Here is an 18,767-nt window from a genome sequence, read left to right as displayed (position 1 = left end):
GCCCGGGGCGCACCGCGAGGGCAGGAGTGTCGCCGCCGGGCCGTAGAATTTCGGCGTGGCTGGGCGGATCAATGACGAGGATGTGAAGGCGGTTCGGGACGCGGTCCCGATCGACGCCGTGGTGTCCGAGTACCTCCAGCTGCGCAACGCGGGCGGCGGAAACCTCAAGGGCCTGTGCCCCTTCCACGACGAGAAGTCCCCGTCGTTCCAGGTCAGCCCCAGCAAGGGCCTCTTCCACTGCTTCGGCTGCCAGGAGGGCGGCGACACCCTCACCTTCGTGATGAAGGTCGACCACCTCACCTTCTCCGAGGCGGTGGAGCGCCTCGCGGCCAAGGCGGGCATCACCCTGCGCTACGAGGAGGGCGGGTACAACCCCTCCCACCAGCGCGGCGAGCGCATCCGCCTGGTCGAGGCGCACAAGGCGGCCGCCGAGTTCTACACGGCCCAGCTGGAGTCCCCCGAGGCGGAGATCGGCCGCAAGTTCCTCGCCGAGCGCGGCTTCGACCAGGCCGCCGCCGCGCACTTCGGCGTCGGCTACAGCCCGGCGGGCTGGGACCACCTCACCCGCTTCCTGCGCGGCAAGGGCTTCACCGACAAGGAGCTGACCCTCTCCGGCCTCTCCCAGGAGGGCAGGCGCGGCCCCATCGACCGCTTCCGGGGCCGGCTGATGTGGCCGATCAGGGACATCGGCGGCGAGGTCGTCGGCTTCGGCGCCCGCAAGCTCCGCGACGACGACAACGGCCCGAAGTACCTGAACACGCCCGAGACCCCGATCTACAAGAAGTCCCAGGTCCTGTACGGCATCGACCTCGCCAAGAAGGAGATCGCCAAGTCCAGCAGGGCCGTCGTCGTCGAGGGCTACACGGACGTCATGGCCTGCCACCTCGCCGGGGTGCCCACGGCCATCGCGACCTGCGGCACCGCCTTCGGCGGCGACCACATCAAGATCCTCCGCAGGCTGCTCATGGACAACGGCTCGGCCCGCGTGATCTTCACGTTCGACGGCGACGCGGCCGGGCAGAAGGCGGCCCTGCGCGCCTTCGAGGACGACCAGAAGTTCGCCGCCGAGACGTACATCGCCGTCGCGCCCGACGGCATGGACCCCTGCGACCTGCGCCTCGCCAAGGGCGACTCCGCGGTCACCGACCTGGTCGAACCCCGCACGCCGCTCTTCGAGTTCGCGCTCCGCCAGATCGTCGCGCGCTACGACCTGGAGACCCCCGCGGGCCGCGCCGCCGCCCTGGACGAGGCCGCGCCCGTCGTCGCCCGCATCAAGAACAGCGGCGCGCAGCACGAGGTCGCCGTGCAGCTCGCGGGCATGCTCGGCATCCTCGACACGCAGTTCGTCGTCAAGCGGGTCGCGCAGCTCGCCCGCTGGGCGCGGGACCGCGGCGGCAAGGGCCCGGCGCCGGGCCGCGGCCCCCAGGCGGTCACCCAGGCCGCGCCCACGGCCCCGTCCGGGCCCGCCCTGAACCTCCGCAACCCCGTCTACGCCACCGAGCGCGAGCTCCTCAAGCTCGCCCTCCAGCGCCCGGACCTGGTCTCCCCGGCCTTCGACGCGTACGGCGTGGACGAGTTCACGGCCGCCCCGTACGCGGCCGTGCGCCAGGCCGTCATGGAGGCGGGGGGCACCGAGTTCGGCGCCCAGGACCCGCAGGAGTACCTCGTGCGGGTGCGCGACGCCGCACCCGACGACGCGGTCCGCGCCATGGTCACGGAGCTGGCCGTGGAGGCGATCATGCGCCGCACGGTCGACGAGGCGTACGCGGGGGAGCAGCTGGTCACCGTGCGGCTGCGGGCCGTCGACCGGCGCATCCGCGACGTCCAGGGCACCTTCACCCGCCTCAGCGGCGGCCACGGCGACCCCCAGCAACTCACCAACGTCCAGAACGAGTTGTGGGTCCTCCAGCAGTACGCCCGCGCCCTGCGCGAACGGGGCGCGGCGGCCCTCTGACGCGCGCGCCGCGCCGGGCCGCGACCGGGATCTTCGAGAGGCGGGTCTGAGGCGCCCCGCGAGGGGTAACCGACTGGTTACGGACCGGACTCAAAAAGTCACCGCACGCCCCTCGTGGCGGCCGTGTGTCGTACTCCACACTGGGGGGCGGTGCCTGAGTCCTCGGAGCGCGGCCGGACCGCAGACAGTGCCTGCGGGTCCGACGATTCCGCGGTTCCACACATCGTGTTCGGGACGGACAGCGGCGAGGCCGTCGACGCCGGTCCCGTTGTACCGCTGCCACCCGCCTCAGCAGCGATCACCCTGGAGGTCGCCCCCGTGCAGACCCAGACCCTCACCGACACCGACACCGCGCCGGGCGCCGACGTGGAGGCGGAAGCCGACGTCATCACGACCGTGCCGCCGCAGAGCCGTGGCACCCGGCACCCGCAGCTCGCGCCGGACGAACGCCTGGCCGGCCCGCCCGCGCCCGGGGCGGAAGCCCCCGAGGCCGTCGAGCCCGCCGAGCCCGCCGAGCCCGGCGTCGAGACGATCGAGCTGCCGAGCCCGCGCGGCCGGGCCGATACCGGCGGCCCGTCCTCCGACCTGTTCCGCCAGTACCTGCGCGAGATCGGCCGCATCCCCCTGCTCACCGCCGCCGAGGAGGTCGAGCTCGCCCGCGCCGTCGAGGCCGGGCTCTTCGCCGAGGAGAAGCTGGCCGGCACCCCCGACCTGGACTCCCAGCTGGCCCTCGACCTGGACAGGCTGGTCGTCGTGGGCCGCATGGCCAAGCGCCGCCTCATCGAGGCGAACCTGCGCCTCGTGGTGTCCGTGGCGAAGCGGTACGTGGGGCGCGGCCTGACGATGCTCGACCTCGTCCAGGAGGGCAACCTGGGCCTCATCCGGGCGGTCGAGAAGTTCGACTACGCGCGCGGCTACAAGTTCTCCACGTACGCGACCTGGTGGATCCGCCAGGCCATGTCCCGGGCGCTCGCCGACCAGGCCCGCACCATCCGCGTGCCGGTGCACGTCGTCGAGCTGATCAACAGGGTGGTGCGGGTACAGCGCCGCATGCTCCAGGAGCGCGGGTACGAGCCGACGCCCGAGGAGGTCGCCGCCCACCTCGACCTGCCGCACGAGCGCGTCAGCGAGGTGCTCCGGCTCGCGCAGGAGCCCGTGTCGCTGCACGCGCCCGTGGGCGAGGAGGACGACGTGGCGCTCGGCGACCTCATCGAGGACGGCGACGCGGCGAGCCCCGTGGAGTCGGCCGCCTTCCTGCTCCTGCGCGAGCACCTGGAGGCCGTCCTTTCCACGCTCGGCGAGCGCGAGCGCAAGGTCGTCCAGCTGCGCTACGGCCTCGCGGACGGCAGGCCCCGCACCCTGGAGGAGATAGGCCGGATCTTCGGCGTGACGCGCGAACGCATCCGCCAGATCGAGTCCAAGACCCTCAACAAGCTGCGGGACCACGCCTTCGCGGACCAGCTGCGCGGCTATCTGGACTGAGGTCAGCCGACCTCCGCCACGGCCTGGGCGAACTGAGCGGCGTACAGGCGGGAGTACGTCCCGCCCGCGGCCAGGAGCGCGTCGTGCGTGCCCTGCTCCACGATCGCCCCGTCCTCCATCACGAGGATGGTGTCGGCGTCGCGGATGGTGGACAGGCGGTGCGCGATCACGAACGACGTGCGCCCGTGCGCGAGCCGCGCCATGGCCTTCTGGATGAGCACCTCGGTGCGGGTGTCGACCGAGCTGGTCGCCTCGTCGAGGACCAGGATCACCGGGTCGGACAGGAACGCCCGCGCGATGGTGATGAGCTGCTTCTCGCCCGCGCTGACGCCCGTGCCCTCGTCGTCGATGACCGTGTCGTACCCGTCCGGCAGGGTGCGGATGAACCGGTCGGCGTGCGCGGCCCGCGCGGCCTCCTCGATCTGCTCGCGGGTGACCTCGCCGGCGGCCCCGTACGCGATGTTGTCCGCGATGCTGCCGCCGAACAGCCAGGTGTCCTGGAGGACCATGCCGATGGCGCCGCGCAGCTCGTCCCGCGTCATCTTCGTGATGTCCGTGCCGTCCAGCGCGATGCGGCCGCCCGTGACCTCGTAGAACCGCATGAGCAGGTTCACGAGCGTGGTCTTGCCCGCGCCGGTGGGGCCGACGATGGCGACGGTGTGGCCCGGCTTCACGACGAGCGACAGGTCCTCGATCAGCGGCTTGTCCTCGGCGTAGCGGAACGACACGTGCTCCATCTCCACGCGGCCGCGCAGCTCGGCGGGGCGCTCGCCGGGGACGGGGTCGGGCCCCTGCTCCTCGGCGTCGAGGAGCTCGAAGATCCGCTCGGCGGACGCGACGCCGGACTGCACGAGGTTCGCCATCGACGCGACCTGCGTGAGCGGCATCGAGAACTGCCGCGAGTACTGGATGAAGGCCTGGACGTCACCGATCGACAGGGCGCCGGAGGCGACCCGCAGACCGCCGACCACGGCCACCAGGACGTAGTTGACGTTCGACATGAAGAACAGCAGCGGCTGCATGAGCCCGCTGTTGAACTGCGCCTTGTACGACGCCTCGTACAGCGCGTCGTTGTGCGTGGCGAACGCCTTCGCCGACTCCTCCTGGCGGCCGAACACCTTCACCAGGGTGTGCCCGGTGTACATCTCCTCCACGTGCGCGTTCAGCTGCCCGGTGGACTTCCACTGCTGCACGAACTGCGGCTGCGACCGCTTGCCGACCTTCGTCGCCACGACGAACGACAGCGGCACCGTCACCAGGGCGACGAGCGCGAGCAGCGGCGAGATCCAGAACATCATGATCAGGACGCCGACGATCGTGAGCAGCGAGCTGATGAGCTGCCCCAGCGTCTGCTGGAGCGTCTGGTTGATGTTGTCGATGTCGTTCGTGGCCCGGCTGAGCACCTCGCCGCGCTGCCGCTTGTCGAAGTACGACAGCGGCAGGCGCGACATCTTCGCCTGGACGTCGCCCCGCAGCCGGAACACGGTGCGGTTGATGGCGCGGTTCCCCAGGCGCGTGCCCACGGTCATCATCAGGCCCGCCACCGCGAACACGGCCGTGGCGAGCAGCAGCACCTCGCCGACCGCGCCGAAGTCGATGCCCTGGCCCGGCGTGAAGTCGAGGCCGGTGAGCATGTCGGCCATGCCGCCCTCGCCGTGCTCGCGCAGCCGCTCGATCGCCTCGCCCTTGGACTCGCCCTCGGGCATGGTCCGCCCGACGATGCCCGCGAACACCAGGTCGGTGGCGTGCCCGAGGATCTTCGGCCCGAGCACGGACATCGCGACGCTCAGGACCACCGCGGTGAGCATCCCGTACATCGTGGCCCGCTCCGAACGGAACTGCCCGAGCAGCCGCTTCCCCGAGCCCTTGAAGTCCATGGACCGGGAGTCGGGTCCCATCATGGGTCCACCCATGCCACCAGGGGGCATTACGCGGCCTCCGCTTCCGTCAGCTGGGAGAGGACGATCTCCCGGTACGTCTCGTTGTCAGCCATCAGCTCGTGGTGGCGGCCGGTGCCGACGACCCGGCCCTCGTCCAGGACGACGATCCGGTCGGCGTCGCGGATCGTCGACACGCGCTGCGCGACGATCACGACCGTCGCCTCGCGGGTCTCGTGCGTGAGCGCGGCCCGCAGCGCCGCGTCGGTGGCGTAGTCGAGCGCGGAGAACGAGTCGTCGAACAGATAGATCTCCGGGCGCTGCACGAGCGTGCGCGCGATGGAGAGCCGCTGCCGCTGCCCGCCGGACACGTTCGTGCCGCCCTGCGCGATGGGCGCGTCGAGCCCCTCCTCCAGGGACTCCACGAAGTTCTTGGCCTGCGCCACCTCCAGGGCGTGCCACAGCTCCTCGTCGGTGGCGTCCGGGTTGCCGTACCGCAGGTTGCCCGCCACGGTCCCGGCGAACAGATACGGCTTCTGCGGGACGAGCCCCACGGTCCGCGCGAGCAGCGCGGGCTCCACGGCGCTCACCGCGACGCCGTTGACGAGGACCTCGCCCTCGGTGACGTCCATCAGACGCGGTACGAGGCTCAGGAGCGTCGACTTGCCGCTGCCCGTGGAGCCGATCACGGCGGTCGTCTCGCCGGGCCGCGCGGTCAGCTCGATGCCCTTGAGCACCGGCTCCTCCGCGCCCGGGTAGCGGAACCCGGCGCCGCGCAGCTCCAGGTGGCCGTGGCCGCGCAGCTCGCGGACGGGCTCGGCGGGCGGCACCACGCTGGTCTCGGTGTCCAGGACCTCCTGGATGCGCTCGGCGCACACCTCGGCCCGCGGGATCATCATGAACATGAACGTGGCCATCATCACGGCCATGACGATCTGGAGCAGATACGCGAGGAACGCGGTGAGCGCGCCGATCTCCATGGCGCCGCTGTCGATGCGGTGCGCGCCGAACCAGACGACGGCGATCGACGACAGGTTCACCACCGTCATGACGACCGGGAACATCAGCGCGAGCAGCTTGCCGCTGGCGAGCGAGACGTCGGTCAGGTCGCTGTTGGCGCCCCGGAAGCGGTCCTTCTCGTAGGGGTCGCGCACGAAGGCGCGGATCACGCGGTTGCCGGTGATCTGCTCGCGCAGCACGCGGTTCACCGTGTCGAGCCGCACCTGCATGGTGCGGAACAGCGGCCGCAGGCGGCGCACGATCAGGCTGACGCTGATGCCGAGCACCGGCACGACGGCGAGCAGCACGCCGGACAGCGGCACGTCCTGGCCGAGCGCCATGACGATGCCGCCGACGCACATGATCGGCGCCGACACCATCAGCGTGAACGCCATCAGGACCAGCGTCTGCACCTGCTGCACGTCGTTGGTGGTCCGCGTGATCAGGGTGGGCGCGCCGAACTGCCCCATCTCGCGCGCGGAGAACGACTGCACGCGGTCGAAGACGGCGGCCCGTACGTCGCGGCCGAGCTCGGCGGAGGTGCGCGCGCCGTACAGGACCGCGCCGATGTTGCACACCATCTGGACCACGGTGACGGCCAGCATGACGGCACCGAACGTCAGGATGTAGCCGGTGTCCCCCTTCACGACGCCGTTGTCGATGATGTCGGCGTTCAGGGTGGGGAGGTAGAGAGAGGCGCAGGTCTGCAGGAACTGCAGGAGCACCAGCAGGGCGATGGGCTTTTTGTACGGATCCAAGTGGGTCCGCAGAAGTCGTATGAGCACGCTCGTCTCTCGGCAGAGTCTCGGAGTTGGGACGGAGTCGGGGCGGCGGGCGAAGGGCCGCCCACCATCCTGCGCCACCGACCCCGGGCGTGTGCAACCGATTAACCCATGACCGGGTCAAAAATCAGCCCTGGTCAAGTTCTGGGCACACTGAACGCTTCATTTCCCTCACGGAACGTGGCGGAATGCCATATTCCGGGCCGGGGGGTGGGTGGGGGCGTGCCGGGGCGTGCGGAAGTGCGTCGGGGTGTGTGGGCGTCCGGGGCTTCCGGGGCGTGGGGGAGGCGTGGGGCGCACGGGAGCGGCCTCGGCGTCGAGCGCGGCTCGGGGGCACGCATCCGGGACGGCGGTGGCCGCCGCCCCGGGGCCGGGGGAGGCGCGGCGCGTGGCGTGCGGGCTGCGGGGTGCTGGGCGCGAGGTGCGGGGGCGGAGCGCGGGGTGCCGGGTGATGAGCGGGGGTGCGAGATGGAGGGTGCGGGGTGCGGGATGCTGGGCGCGGGGTGAGGAGGCGGGGGCGCCGGGGTGCGGGGGCGGCTCAGGGCGCGAACGCGCCCGGGTGCGCCTGCTCGCGCACCGTCACGTACTGCTGGCGCACCGCCTGCCCCACCGCGAGCTCCTCGCCCGGCTCGAAGACCTGCGTGACCGCGCCCCGCCACTGCGGCAGCTGCCCGGTCAGCGCCCACGTGGCCTGGCGCGCGGCGCCGATCGCGGCGTAGTCGGCGGGCTGGACCACCACGACCTGCGTACCGAAGAGCATCGGCGCGACGGCCCGCACGGCGGGCAGCTCGGCGGCGGACCCGAGCAGGAACACCCGCCGCACCTCCACCCCGCGCCCGCGCAGCACGTCGAGCGCGTCACCGAGCCCGCAGAGCATGCCCTCGAAGGCCGCACGCGCCAGGTGCTCCGGCTTCATGGACTCGCGCCGCAGCCCGGTCAGGGTGCCCGCCGCGTGCGGCAGGCTCGGTGTCTTCTCGCCCTCCAGATAGGGCAGCAGGACGAGCCCGTGGGCGCCGGGGGTCGACTTCAGGGCCAGGTCGGAGAGCGTCTCCAGGTCCGGGACGCCCAGCATCTCGGCGGTGCCGCGCAGCGCGCGCACCGCGTTCGCCGTGTGCACGACGGGCAGGTGCATGCCGGTGGCGTCGGCGAGCGAGGTGATCGTGCCGCTCGGGTCGACCAGGGCCTCGTGGTGGACGGCCATCACGGAGCCGGAGGCGCCGAGCGACACCACCGCGTCGCCCTGCATCACGCCGAGCCCGAACGCCGCGGCCATGGTCGCACCCGTGCCCGCCGATATCAGCAGCCCCTCCGGCGTCGTCCCGGCGGCGTCCGCGGGGCCGATGACCTCGGGCAGCATCGCCTGGTGGCCGAGCGCGAGCTCGACCAGGTCCGGCCGGTACCCGCCGGTCGCCGCCGACCAGTAGCCGGTGCCGGACGCGCCGCCCCGGTCCGTCGTGCGCCGCGCGGGCCGCCCCAGGAGCTGCCACACCAGCCAGTCGGGGGCCTGCATGAGCAGGTTCGTGCGCAGCGCCGCCTCCGGCTCGTGCCGGGCCAGCCAGCGCAGCTTCGCGACCGGCTGCGCGGCCTGCGGGACGGAGCCCACGGCCTGCGCCCAGGCCTGGCGGCTGCCGAGCCCGTCGATGAGGTCGGCGGCGGCGACCTGGGCGCGCGGGTTGTTGCCGACGAGCGCGGGCCGCACGGTCGCGCCCTGCGCGTCGAGGGGGACGAGGGCGTGCTCCTGCGCGCAGACGCCGATCGCCTGGACGCCTTCGAGGAGCCCGCCGCCCGCCGCCTCGCCGAGGGAGAGCAGCCAGGCCTGTGGGTCGACGTCGCTGGGCCGCGCGCCTTCGGGGCCCTCCAGCGGATGCGGGGCGTACCCCTGCCTGAGTACGGCGCCCGTGTCGGTGTCACAGACCACGATGCGTGTGAAATCGGGCGAGCTGTCCAACCCCGCGACTATCCCCATGCCGAGGATTCTGCCGCACCCGGGGGGATGCCCCGCACATACGTCCGGAAAGGCGGTGGCGGGGGGCCGGGGAAGGCCACGGGCGACGCCCTGGCACGGCCCCGGGCATGGATCCGCCCCGGGCGGAAAGTCCCAGCTCCGGCCCGGGGCGGCGGCGCGGCCGGGCGGGGGCGACGATCACGTCACTCCCCGCCGGGCCCGGGGGGAGGCGATCACGCCACCTCCGCCCCGCCTGACTACTGGGTGATACCTGACGGCCCAGGCCCTACCTGACGGCCCAGGTCGTACCTGACGGCCCGGGCGTCACCCGACCACCTAGGTGTTACTGGTCCCCCAGTCGTCCTCGACGTCGCCCTGCCCGCGCTCGCGCAGCGACCGCACCCGCTCGGCCACGGACTCGGGCATGCGGTCGCCCACCTTCTCCGAGACCGTGTGGAAGGCCTTGCCCGCGACCTCGCGCCCCTGGAGGGCGGCGGACTCGACGGTGTTGCGCACGGCGGGGTTCTGGGAGACCTCGCGGAGGGATTTCTTCAGCTGCTCGTAACGCTCGCGCCCGGCGCGCGTGCCGAGCACGTACCCCAGAGCCAGACCTGCCACGAACGTGAGCCGGTAGCGCATGACGGCCACCCTTTCCCTTGCCTCGACTGCCGACGTCGGTCGCCTGGGGATACCGATTGGCGGAGCACCCCCCTGCTTGCGCTAATGTATGTGTCGCAGCGAGCGCACGCCGCCCGGGAATCCCCAGGCAGGTGACATTGTTGCAGTGACTCCGTCACCAAGAGTCATTCCCCTGTAGCTCAATTGGCAGAGCAGCCGGCTGTTAACCGGCAGGTTACTGGTTCGAGTCCAGTCGGGGGAGCTCGGTCTCCTGTAGCTCAATTGGCAGAGCAGCCGGCTGTTAACCGGCAGGTTACTGGTTCGAGTCCAGTCGGGAGAGCTGTACGACGAGGACCCCTGAGGCACCACCACGGCGCCCAGGGGTCCTCGCGCGTGCCGGAGCCGCCCCCCGCCCCGGCCCCCAACGGCCCCTCGCCCGGGCCCTCGAGGCCCGCGCACACGAACTCGTTCCGCCCCTGGTGGAACCGCGCGGGCCGCAGCGGCATCCTCATGGTCGTGCGATGCCGACCAGCCGGAGCAGGAGATCGTATGAGCGGCTATGCTGCGGCAGACGGCGCGCACAAATGTGCGCGACGCGCCGTTAGGGGCGGTAGCTCAGCCGGTTAGAGCAGCGGACTCATAATCCGTCGGCCGTGGGTTCGAGTCCCACCCGCCCCACTGCGCGGCGCAGGTGCAGAAACGTGACACCTGCCACTACGCGAGGCAATCGCACAGCGGCCCCACCGGCTTCGACCCGGCTGGGGCCGCTGCCGTTCGGGAGCCGGGCGGCGAACTCGTGCTCGAGTCGCGCCTGTAGAGGCGCGGCGTTGCTGCCAGGTGGCTGCTGTTCGTAGTCCCAGGCGGGGTGGGTTCAACAGCTGTTGCGGTTGCGCCGGGGGATGCGGCTATGTGCGGCAGGCCGCCAGATCGTTGCCGGCCCAGAAGGGCAGGTCATGGTGAGCGCTCCTGCCGCTGTCGTATCCAATGGGCGACGTCGCCTCGATGCGCCATCTGCACCAGCGCGTCGATCCTGGCGCCGGATTCCATCTCGACGGAGAGGACCTTTCCCTGGCGGAAGGCGACGTGCTTGCCCAGGTGCAGCGCCCCTTTCGGGCGTCCGGTGAACGTGGATCGTGACTGGATGAGCAGGCGCTGGTCGGTCAGCGCTACAGAGAACTCATCGCCGAGCAGGGAGAAGGGCAGTCGTCCAACCTTCCGGCGCACTGCCACCACCAGTCTCACTTGTTCACCTTGCGGTACTTGCTCCCGGATGTCCCATCGGGCAACGGTGCGTAACAGCGAGAGATTTACGGCGTAAACAAGGACGACGAGGGACGCGTCCCAGATGACGGACGTGAAGTGGGGCCATCCGGCGATCCATGGGGTGTAGATGACGGCGATGGCCGCGATGAGGAGGGAGAGGCGGGCGGAGCCGATCGCTATGCCTTTGGCGGCGGGGTTCATTCCGTTCCCTCGGGTCAGCTGCGCGGACCGGTGCTGTGCCTCAACTTACGCAGTGGATCGGAGGGAGGCCGGGCGAGCGGCAGTGGGGTGACGGGGGCGCCTGTCGTTTGCTCGGGTTGCGGGGCCGATCGGTGTACTGCGGTGTGGCGATCACGGGGGTGGCTGCGGTGGGGGCATCCCCCCGGACGGGGACGGACCGCTCCGCCTGCGGACCTGCTGGGCCCAATTGCGGAGGGCCACTCCCGCACGCGGGGGCCGCAGGGCGTGACCTGCGGCTCGATGCGGGCGGCGGTGGACTTTCCCCTACCTTCTAGCGATACCGGCCTTCCGCCTGGATGCGCGCAAACCGCTGCCACGTGCCGTAAAGGCCTTCCTGGCCACAGTGTCCCGGCGGCGAACTCGTGCTGGAGCCACGTCTGTAGAGATGTGTCGGCGTGAGCCTTGGTCGGGCGTCATCGGCAGGGCAGGGTCGCATCAGGTGGACCGGTGGATGCATGCGACTCCGCAGCGACTCTCCAGCGAGGTCAGTGGTCTCCGGACAGCCTCTGCTGGCGTTTTCTCTCCAGGAAGCAGGTGGCGGTGAAGACCGCGCCCATGAGGGCGCCCCCGAGGAGGGGGAGCAGGACGGTGGCGGCGTGGCAGCCCGCGCGGGCCTCGTCCGTTCCGGCGATGGCGTCGGCGGCAGGCGCGAGCCCGGCCGCGTGGCGCGGCCGGGCTCGCCTTCCCCGTTGGTGCGCAGGCCCCTCGCGCGCTCGCGCCGGGCCTGCGCACCGCGGAACCGGACGACGCGTCGGCAGAGCGTGCGCCGCGCTGTCAGGAACCGCGCTGGATGGCTCAGTACTTGTTCAGGCGCCAGTTGCTCCAGTGCCCGGGGGCGCCGCCGGTGTTGCCGCCGTTGAACCGCTCCTTGTACCAGGCCCTTCCGTCGGTCCCCTTACAAGTGATCGCGAAGTTCCAGCCGTTGGCCCAGGCCATGTCGATGGAGTGGTTGCCGGGCTGGGTGCACTGCCCTCCGAGCGAGGTCCAGCCGCTCGTTCCGGTTCCCGAGCCCCACTTCGTGTACGCCTGCTTGTTCGTGCCGATGACGAAGACCTGCCACTGCCCGTTGGGCAGCTTGTGCTTGAGCTGGCTGTCGCAGTAGAAGCTGCCGCCCCAGTTGCTGTAGTGGCACCATCCGCCGCTCTGGTAGGTCGTTCCCGGGTCCGACACGGCCAGGGCGGCGCCGCGGCTCTCGGCGCCCGTGGCGGCCTGGGCCGTCACGGCCGTGCCTCCGAGGGCGAGCGTGGCGCCCAGGGCGAGGCCCGTCAACGCGTGTGCTGTGCGCATGGTGATTCCCCCTTGTTATCCGGTTGTTCTCCGGTGGTGTGCTCGACACGAGAACCTAGGGGGAGGGCCTCGGGGCGCGCGTCAGGCGCTCGTTAGACCTTGCTCGTCAACCGAGCACGTAACCGGGGTAAACCTGGGCGGCAGCCGGCCGGTTCAGGCTCCCGGCGCGGACCCCGGCACCACGAGCCCGCTCTCGTAGGCGACGACCACGGCCTGGGCGCGGCTCTTGAGGTCCAGCTTGGACATGATGCGGTGCAGATGCGTCTTCACCGTGCCTTCGCTGAGGAAGAGTTCGGCGGCGATCGCGTCATTGGTGAGCCCGCGCGCCACCAGGGTGAGGACGTCGAGTTCGCGCGCGGTCAGCTCGGCCAGCTGCTCGGGCCGGCGCAGCGCGGCACCCGGGCGGGGCGTGTACGCCTCGATGAGGCGGCGCATGACCGTCGGCGCGAACAGCGCGTCACCACCGGCGATGGTGGCGATGGCGCCGAGCAGCCGCTCCGGCGGGGTGTCCTTGAGGAGGTAGCCGCAGGCGCCTACGCGCAGCGCGTCGTACACGTACTCGTCCACGTCGAACGTGGTGAGGACGACGACGCGCGGCGGCGGAGCGAGGTCCAGGGCGAGGATGCGCTCCGCCGCGGTGAGGCCGCTGATGCCGGGCAGCCGGACGTCCATGAGCACCACGTCGGGCCGGTGCCGCTCGGCCAGGGACACGGCCTCTTCGCCGTCCGCGGCCTCCGTGACGGATGTGAAGCCGGGCGTGGCGCGCACCAGCGCGGCCACCCCCGCCCGGATCAGGTCTTGGTCGTCGACGACGAGAACACTGGTCATGTACGAGCTCCCCCTTACGCTTCGCTGCCGTCCGGTGCGTCAGGCACCGGCGTCGCGGCGCCGGTCGGAAGGGTGAGCCGGACCTCGTACCCCCCGTCACGCCGCGGCCCGGCGGACAGCGAACCCCCACAGAGGTTGGCCCGTTCCCGCATCCCGATCAAGCCGTACCCGCTCTCCGGCGCCGATATGGCCGGTCCGTGGCTGTCGCCGGGCGCCCTGCCATCGTCGCGCACGACGACCGTCACCTGGTCCGCCCCATAGGTGATGTGCACGTACGCGCTGGTGGGCGCCGCGTGCTTGACCACGTTGGTCAAGGCCTCCTGGACGACGCGGTACGCGCACAGGTCCGGGCCCAGGGCCAGCTTCCGCACGGTGCCCCGGGTACGGACGGTGACGCTGACGTTGGCCGCCCCGAGCCGTTCGGCGAGCTCGCCGACCCGGCTGAGCCCGGGCGGAGCGTGCCGCGGCGCGCCGTCCCCCTGCTCGTCTCCGACGTCGTCCACGCGCAGCATCGACAACAGGCGCCGCAGCTCGTCCAGGGCCTCCCGGCTGGAGTCCGCCACGGCGGACAGGGCCGACCGGGCCGTCGCGCCGTCGGAGTGGAAGACGTACGCGGCCAGCCCGGCCTGCACGGATATGGCCGACAGGTGGTGGGCGACGACGTCGTGCAGTTCGCGGGCGATGCGGACCCGCTCGCCGAGGACGGCGGTGCGCGCGTGCGCCGCCTGCTCGTTCGCCAACTGTGCGCTCAGCCGCCGCAGTTCGAGGTTGCGCTGGGTGATCAGGCGCATCGCGTGCCCGAAGGCCAGGGCGATCGCCGGGATGAGGAGCCCCTGGGCGAGGACGAGGATCGCGGGAAGGCGCCCGCACACGCCGTTGTACAGGATCACCGCGCCGGTCAGCGCGGCCGAGGCGAGCGACACGCGTGGCGCGCGCGTCGCGGCCACGCTCACCAGGGCGATCATCGGGGCCCACCAGTTCAGCGAGGGCTGGTGGTCGAGCGCGAGATAGCCGGTGTACGCCGCGCAGGACACGGCGAGGGCCACCACGGGCGCCGAGCGGCACCACGCGAGGGGCAGCGCGACCAGACAGGTGAGCAGGTACGCCCACGCGTCGAACGGCGCCCACCCCTCGGGGTGGTACTCGTGCCCCGCGACGCTTCCGCTCACCGCGAGCCCGGCGGCGAGCGCCGCGTAGACGATCCGCTGAACGGGCGCGGACCGCACTGATCTCACCTGCATCGGGGGGATGGTAGGCCCGCGCGCCACGCCTGTCGTCAGCCCCGCGGTTGAGTCGCCGTCAACCTGCGACGGACTTCCCTTGCCGGCCCGTCCCGCGCGGCGGTGCCCCAGCGGAATTTCCCGCCCCGCCACGCCCCGAAGCCACGCTGCTGCCCGTCTTGCGGTGACTTAAGATGCGCCAACCGGCGGGGGGCCGGACGCGCGGTCGTTTCAGGGGGAACCATGGACACATACCGGTTTGTGCTGCTCGGGCCGCCTGCCGTGGCGCGCGACGGCGGCCAGGCCCTGATGATGTCACCGCAGCAGATGGCGGTACTCGCCGCTCTGGCCCTGCGGGCCGGCACACCGGTCGGCGTGGAAGAGATCATCGACGGCCTGTACGACGCGTCGCCGCCCGCCAGCGCCACCAACGTGATCGCCAACTACGTGCTGAGGCTCCGCAAGGCGCTGGTGCCGTCGTTGATCGTCCGTACCCCGGCGGGCTATCTCCTTGACGCCGACCCCGCCGACGTGGACGCGACCGCCTTCCTCCGGGCGGCGGGCGCACCGGCCCTGGACGACCCGCGAGCGGAAGCGGCACGGCTGGCCGCCGCCCTCGACCTGTGGTCCGGGCGGATCGCCCTTGCCGGGCTGCCCGGTCCGTGGTGTGCCCGCCAGCGCGAGTCCCTGACCGTGCTGCGCGAGGCCGTCCGCCAGCGCTGGTTCGACCGGCGACTGGACCTGGGGCAGCACGCCGAGATCCTCTCGGACCTCGCCGACGCCTGCGCCGACCACCCCTACGCGGAGCACCTGCACGCCACCCACATGCGCGCGCTGCTGCGCTGCGGGCGCCAGGCCGAGGCACTCCAGGCCTACCGCCGGGTGCGCCGCACCCTCACCGAGGAACTGGGCATCGACCCCGGGCAGGAACTGACCCAGGTCCACGACGCCATCCTGCGCGGCGACGACCCGGGCCCCCCGTACGCCGCACCCCGGCCTCCCGACCCCGCACCCGCCCCACCGCCCACGCCCGCACCCCTCCCGCCGCTCACCGCACCGAAGATCGTGCCGCACCAGCTTCCCGCGCCCCCGGCGGACGCCACCGGACGCCACGAACACGTCACGCACCTGTCCGGGACGCTCCGTACGACCGACCACGCGGTGGGGCTCATCACCGGCATGGGCGGCGAGGGGAAGAGCACGCTGGCCACCCTGGTCGCGCACGCCGTCGCGGAGGACTTCCCCGACGGACGGCTCTGGGCCGCCCTGCACGGAGCCTCCGACGCGCCCGCCAAGCCCGGCGACATCCTGGCCGACTTCCTGCTCGCGCTCGGCGTCGCCCCGGAACGGCTGCCCGAGGGCACGCGGGAGCGGGCCGCGCTGTACCGCACCGTCACGGCCGACAAGAGGATCCTCGTCGTACTGGACGACGCGGCCGACGCCACCCAGCTCACCCCGCTGCTCCCGCCCGCCCCCGGCAGCGCGGCCCTCATCACCTCCCGCACCCGCGTGACCACCGCGGTGAGCACGGCGGTCGTCCTGGACGGGATGGAACAGAGCGAGGCCCAGGGGCTCATCACGGCGATCATCGGCGAGCGGCGGGCCCGGGCCGAACCGGCCGACGTGGCCGCCCTCGCGGCGGCCTGCGGGCACCTGCCGCTGGCCCTGCGCATCATGGCGACCCGGCTCGCCCAGCGCCCCCGCTGGAGCGTGCGGTCCATGGTCGAGCGGCTGTCCAGCGAGGACCGGCTCCTCGGCGAGCTGCGCACCGGGGACCTGAGCGTCGACCGGGCCTTCGAGCTCTCCTTCGGCCAGCTCACCGCGGAGCAGGCCGCCGCCTTCGTCACGCTGGCGGTCCCGAAGGTGCACGACTGGAGCCTGGCCGCCGCGGCCACGGTGCTCGACCTCCCGGAGGAGCGGGCCGAGACGGTCCTTGAGGAACTGGTCGACACCGCGCTGCTGACCTCGCCGGAGCCGGGCCAGTACGCCTTCCACGACCTGGTCGTCGCCTACGCCCGCACCAAGGCGGTCCACCGGCTCGCCGACGGGGAACGCATCGCCGCCCTCACCCGCACCGCGGACTTCTGCCACGCCAGCGTCCGGACCGCCCTCAGGCTCGCGGCCTCGGGCGTCGTCCCGTACCTCGGTCCCGACGGTGACGTCCCCACCGCGAGCCCCGGTGCCCCCGACATCGTCGACAACGCGACCGCGGTGGCCTGGATACGCGCGCACCTGCCCGCCCTGGTGACCCTGTCCGTCCAGGTGGCGGCCGAGGGCGACCGGCACGCCGCCGCCCACAGCGTGGCCCTGCTGAGCCTGCTCAGCTGCTGGACGGACGCCGTGCCCATGGCGGCCCTCCTCGAAGCCGCCGAGCCACTGGCCGTCGCGACGGCACCCGGCGGCCGGGCCTACTCCGACGACCTCGTCCACGGCGCGGCCTGCTGCGCACTGGGTTCCCTCCGCTTCGGCGGGCCGCAGCACGACGCCTCCCTCGCGGCGTTCCAGGAAGCGGTCCGCTACGCCGACGGCGGTCCGGCGGACGACCCGCGGACGCACCATCTCCTCAGCCACAGCCACGAGGGGGTGTCGGACATCCTGATCCGCCTCAGGGACTACCGTGCCGCACGCCACCACGCCCGGCTGAGCATCGAGGCGGCACGCCTGACCGGCCACGAGGCCCTCGTGCACCAGCAGCACATCACCGCGCTCCAGATCGAGGCGTTCGACCCCGACCGGGAGACGGACCTCGGCACCATCGCGGCCCGGTCACTCGAAGCGGCGGACTGGTTCGAGCAGGCCGGGAACCGCGACGGGCAGATCGCCGCCCTGGTCCTCGCCGGACTCGCGCATCTCCACGGAGAGCGGCCCGTGGAGGCGGCCGACGTCTACGAACGGACAGCGGCCCTCGCCCGCAAGTTCGACCGCACCATGATCGAGACGCTGTGCCACTACCGGGCCGCCGAGGCGTACCTGGCCGCCGCCTCGGGCCCTCGGGACGCACTGCTGCGGTGTGCGCTCGACCACGCCGAAGCAGCCGTGGACGGCGCCTCGTTGTGCGGCGACGACGTGATGACGGCCCGCGCCCACCAGGCCATGGGCAAGGCCCTCGCCGGCGTCGGCAGGGAAGCGGCGGCCCGCCCCCACCTCCACTCCGCCCTCGCCGCCTACACCAGCCTGGACATGACGCGGGACGTCGACCACATCTCCGGCGTCCTGGCCTCCATGGACCCGGCGTAGCGGACGGGGACGGCGCGGGTTCCCCAGCTGACCGCCCGGGCGCTGGAGCCCGGTGACGGCCAGGACCCCGGCGAGGGCGAGGCGTTCGGCCGGGCCGTCGGCATCGTCCTCGACGGGCTCGGCGTACCGCGCCCCGGCCCCGGCCGACTGCGTTCGAAGGCCAAATCCGGTCGACGGTCTTGGTGACTCGTCCCAACATGGGGATCTCCGGGCTCCATATACTTTCGATATATCGAGGAGTTGGCTAGTCGAGGAGTCGATTATGGTTGCCCCGTTCGACGCGACGGAGTTCCGGCGGACCCTCGGCTATCTGCCGACCGGGGTTACGGTCATCACCAGCACCGGGGAGTTCGGCGAGCCGGTGGGCATGGCCTGCAACTCCTTCATGTCGGTTTCGCTGAATCCTCCGCTGGTCATGTTCTGCGCCGGGAAAGCGTCGGCGACCCTGGTCGACTTCCGGCGGAGCGGCAGATTCTGCGTCAATATCCTGGGCGGCGACCAAGGGGAGCTGTGTCGGCAGTTCTCTATCAAGGACATCGACCGGTTCGCCGGTGTTCCGTGGACCGATTCGCCCGTCGGCCCTGAATTGGGCGGTGCCGTCGCCTGGATGTCCTGTGTCATCGAGGTCGAGCACGATGCCGGGGACCACGTCATCATCATCGCCAGGGTGACCGCGTTGCGCGTGAACCCGGACGAGCCCGCGCCGCTGGTGTTCCACCGCGGAAAGTTCGGATCGTTCTACGAGAGCGTGGAACCGCTTTCCGCGGTGGCCGCACTGCCCCGGCAGACGGTCGGCGGCAGCCGTCGCGTACCACCGGCCGCGCCGGGCGCGTACGGATACGCGCAGGGATACGCGTACGGATACGCGCACGGATAAGGGGCGCAGGCCGCCGGCGTCCCGTACCGGGGCTTCGGCCGCGGAACCGGGCAGGGGTATGCGCTGTCCAGATTCTGGACTGTCCGGCAATGCGGACCCCCGGAATTCATTGGTCCGGATAACTGTGCCATGGTGGCGGGGCGGCATGGCCGCCCGCG

General features: G+C 72.0%; 12 protein-coding genes and 3 tRNA genes. 7 read left to right on the top strand and 8 right to left on the bottom strand.

What is annotated here, in order from left to right; genetic code table 11:
* Positions 1-55: 55 nt before the first annotated feature.
* Positions 56-1,954 (top strand): DNA primase, encoded by a 1,899-nt coding sequence (gene dnaG / locus C9F11_RS13920; protein ID WP_138959597.1) that lies wholly within the window; start codon positions 56-58, stop codon positions 1,952-1,954.
* 150 nt (positions 1,955-2,104) lie between these two features.
* Positions 2,105-3,436, top strand: a complete 1,332-nt coding sequence (locus tag C9F11_RS13915; protein ID WP_138959596.1) for an RNA polymerase sigma factor — start codon at positions 2,105-2,107, stop codon at positions 3,434-3,436.
* A gap of 2 nt (positions 3,437-3,438) precedes the next feature.
* Here the strand turns inward: C9F11_RS13915 and C9F11_RS13910 are convergent, their stop codons facing one another.
* The 4 genes from C9F11_RS13910 to C9F11_RS13895 form a co-directional block, all read right to left on the bottom strand.
* Positions 3,439-5,337 (bottom strand): ABC transporter ATP-binding protein, encoded by a 1,899-nt coding sequence (locus tag C9F11_RS13910; RefSeq protein ID WP_249401724.1) that lies wholly within the window; start codon positions 5,335-5,337, stop codon positions 3,439-3,441.
* A gap of 26 nt (positions 5,338-5,363) precedes the next feature.
* Positions 5,364-7,097: an ABC transporter ATP-binding protein gene (locus tag C9F11_RS13905; protein ID WP_138959594.1), complete on the bottom strand. Its 1,734-nt coding sequence runs from the start codon at positions 7,095-7,097 to the stop codon at positions 5,364-5,366.
* Positions 7,098-7,632: 535 nt separating this feature from the next.
* Positions 7,633-9,060 (bottom strand): FGGY family carbohydrate kinase, encoded by a 1,428-nt coding sequence (locus C9F11_RS13900; RefSeq protein WP_138959593.1) that lies wholly within the window; start codon positions 9,058-9,060, stop codon positions 7,633-7,635.
* 315 nt (positions 9,061-9,375) lie between these two features.
* Positions 9,376-9,678, bottom strand: a complete 303-nt coding sequence (locus C9F11_RS13895) for a YtxH domain-containing protein (RefSeq protein WP_138959592.1) — start codon at positions 9,676-9,678, stop codon at positions 9,376-9,378.
* A 168-nt stretch (positions 9,679-9,846) separates the two neighbouring features.
* Here C9F11_RS13895 and C9F11_RS13890 point away from each other — a divergent pair.
* The 3 genes from C9F11_RS13890 (at position 9,847) to C9F11_RS13880 (ending at position 10,335) form a co-directional block, all read left to right on the top strand.
* Positions 9,847-9,919, top strand: a tRNA-Asn gene (locus tag C9F11_RS13890).
* A 5-nt stretch (positions 9,920-9,924) separates the two neighbouring features.
* Positions 9,925-9,997 (top strand) — tRNA-Asn (locus C9F11_RS13885).
* A gap of 264 nt (positions 9,998-10,261) precedes the next feature.
* Positions 10,262-10,335: transfer RNA gene (locus C9F11_RS13880), tRNA-Ile, on the top strand.
* A 273-nt stretch (positions 10,336-10,608) separates the two neighbouring features.
* Here the strand turns inward: C9F11_RS13880 and C9F11_RS13875 are convergent.
* The 4 genes from C9F11_RS13875 to C9F11_RS13860 all read right to left on the bottom strand — a co-directional run bounded on the left by C9F11_RS13875 (position 10,609) and on the right by C9F11_RS13860 (position 14,516).
* Positions 10,609-11,121 (bottom strand): hypothetical protein, encoded by a 513-nt coding sequence (locus C9F11_RS13875; protein WP_138959591.1) that lies wholly within the window; start codon positions 11,119-11,121, stop codon positions 10,609-10,611.
* Between the two features lie 834 nt (positions 11,122-11,955).
* Complete coding sequence (locus tag C9F11_RS13870; RefSeq protein WP_138959590.1) at positions 11,956-12,447, bottom strand: hypothetical protein; 492 nt, start codon at positions 12,445-12,447, stop codon at positions 11,956-11,958.
* A gap of 153 nt (positions 12,448-12,600) precedes the next feature.
* Positions 12,601-13,275, bottom strand: coding sequence for a response regulator transcription factor (locus C9F11_RS13865; protein WP_138959589.1), 675 nt, complete (start codon positions 13,273-13,275; stop codon positions 12,601-12,603).
* A gap of 14 nt (positions 13,276-13,289) precedes the next feature.
* Entirely contained in the window at positions 13,290-14,516 is a 1,227-nt protein-coding gene (locus C9F11_RS13860; protein ID WP_138959588.1) for a sensor histidine kinase, read from the bottom strand.
* 222 nt (positions 14,517-14,738) lie between these two features.
* Here C9F11_RS13860 and C9F11_RS13855 point away from each other — a divergent pair, with 222 nt between their 5' ends.
* Both C9F11_RS13855 and C9F11_RS13850 read left to right on the top strand, forming a co-directional pair.
* Positions 14,739-17,732: a BTAD domain-containing putative transcriptional regulator gene (locus tag C9F11_RS13855; RefSeq protein ID WP_138959587.1), complete on the top strand. Its 2,994-nt coding sequence runs from the start codon at positions 14,739-14,741 to the stop codon at positions 17,730-17,732.
* Positions 17,733-17,994: 262 nt separating this feature from the next.
* Positions 17,995-18,609 (top strand): flavin reductase family protein, encoded by a 615-nt coding sequence (locus C9F11_RS13850; RefSeq protein WP_138959586.1) that lies wholly within the window; start codon positions 17,995-17,997, stop codon positions 18,607-18,609.
* The last annotated feature ends 158 nt before the right edge of the window (positions 18,610-18,767 follow it).

This window comes from Streptomyces sp. YIM 121038, assembly GCF_006088715.1.
In the GTDB taxonomy this organism is placed as follows: Bacteria; Actinomycetota; Actinomycetes; order Streptomycetales; family Streptomycetaceae; genus Streptomyces.
The sequence above is the reverse complement of the archived record's forward strand: the minus strand, read 5'-3'. Positions and strand labels throughout refer to the sequence as shown.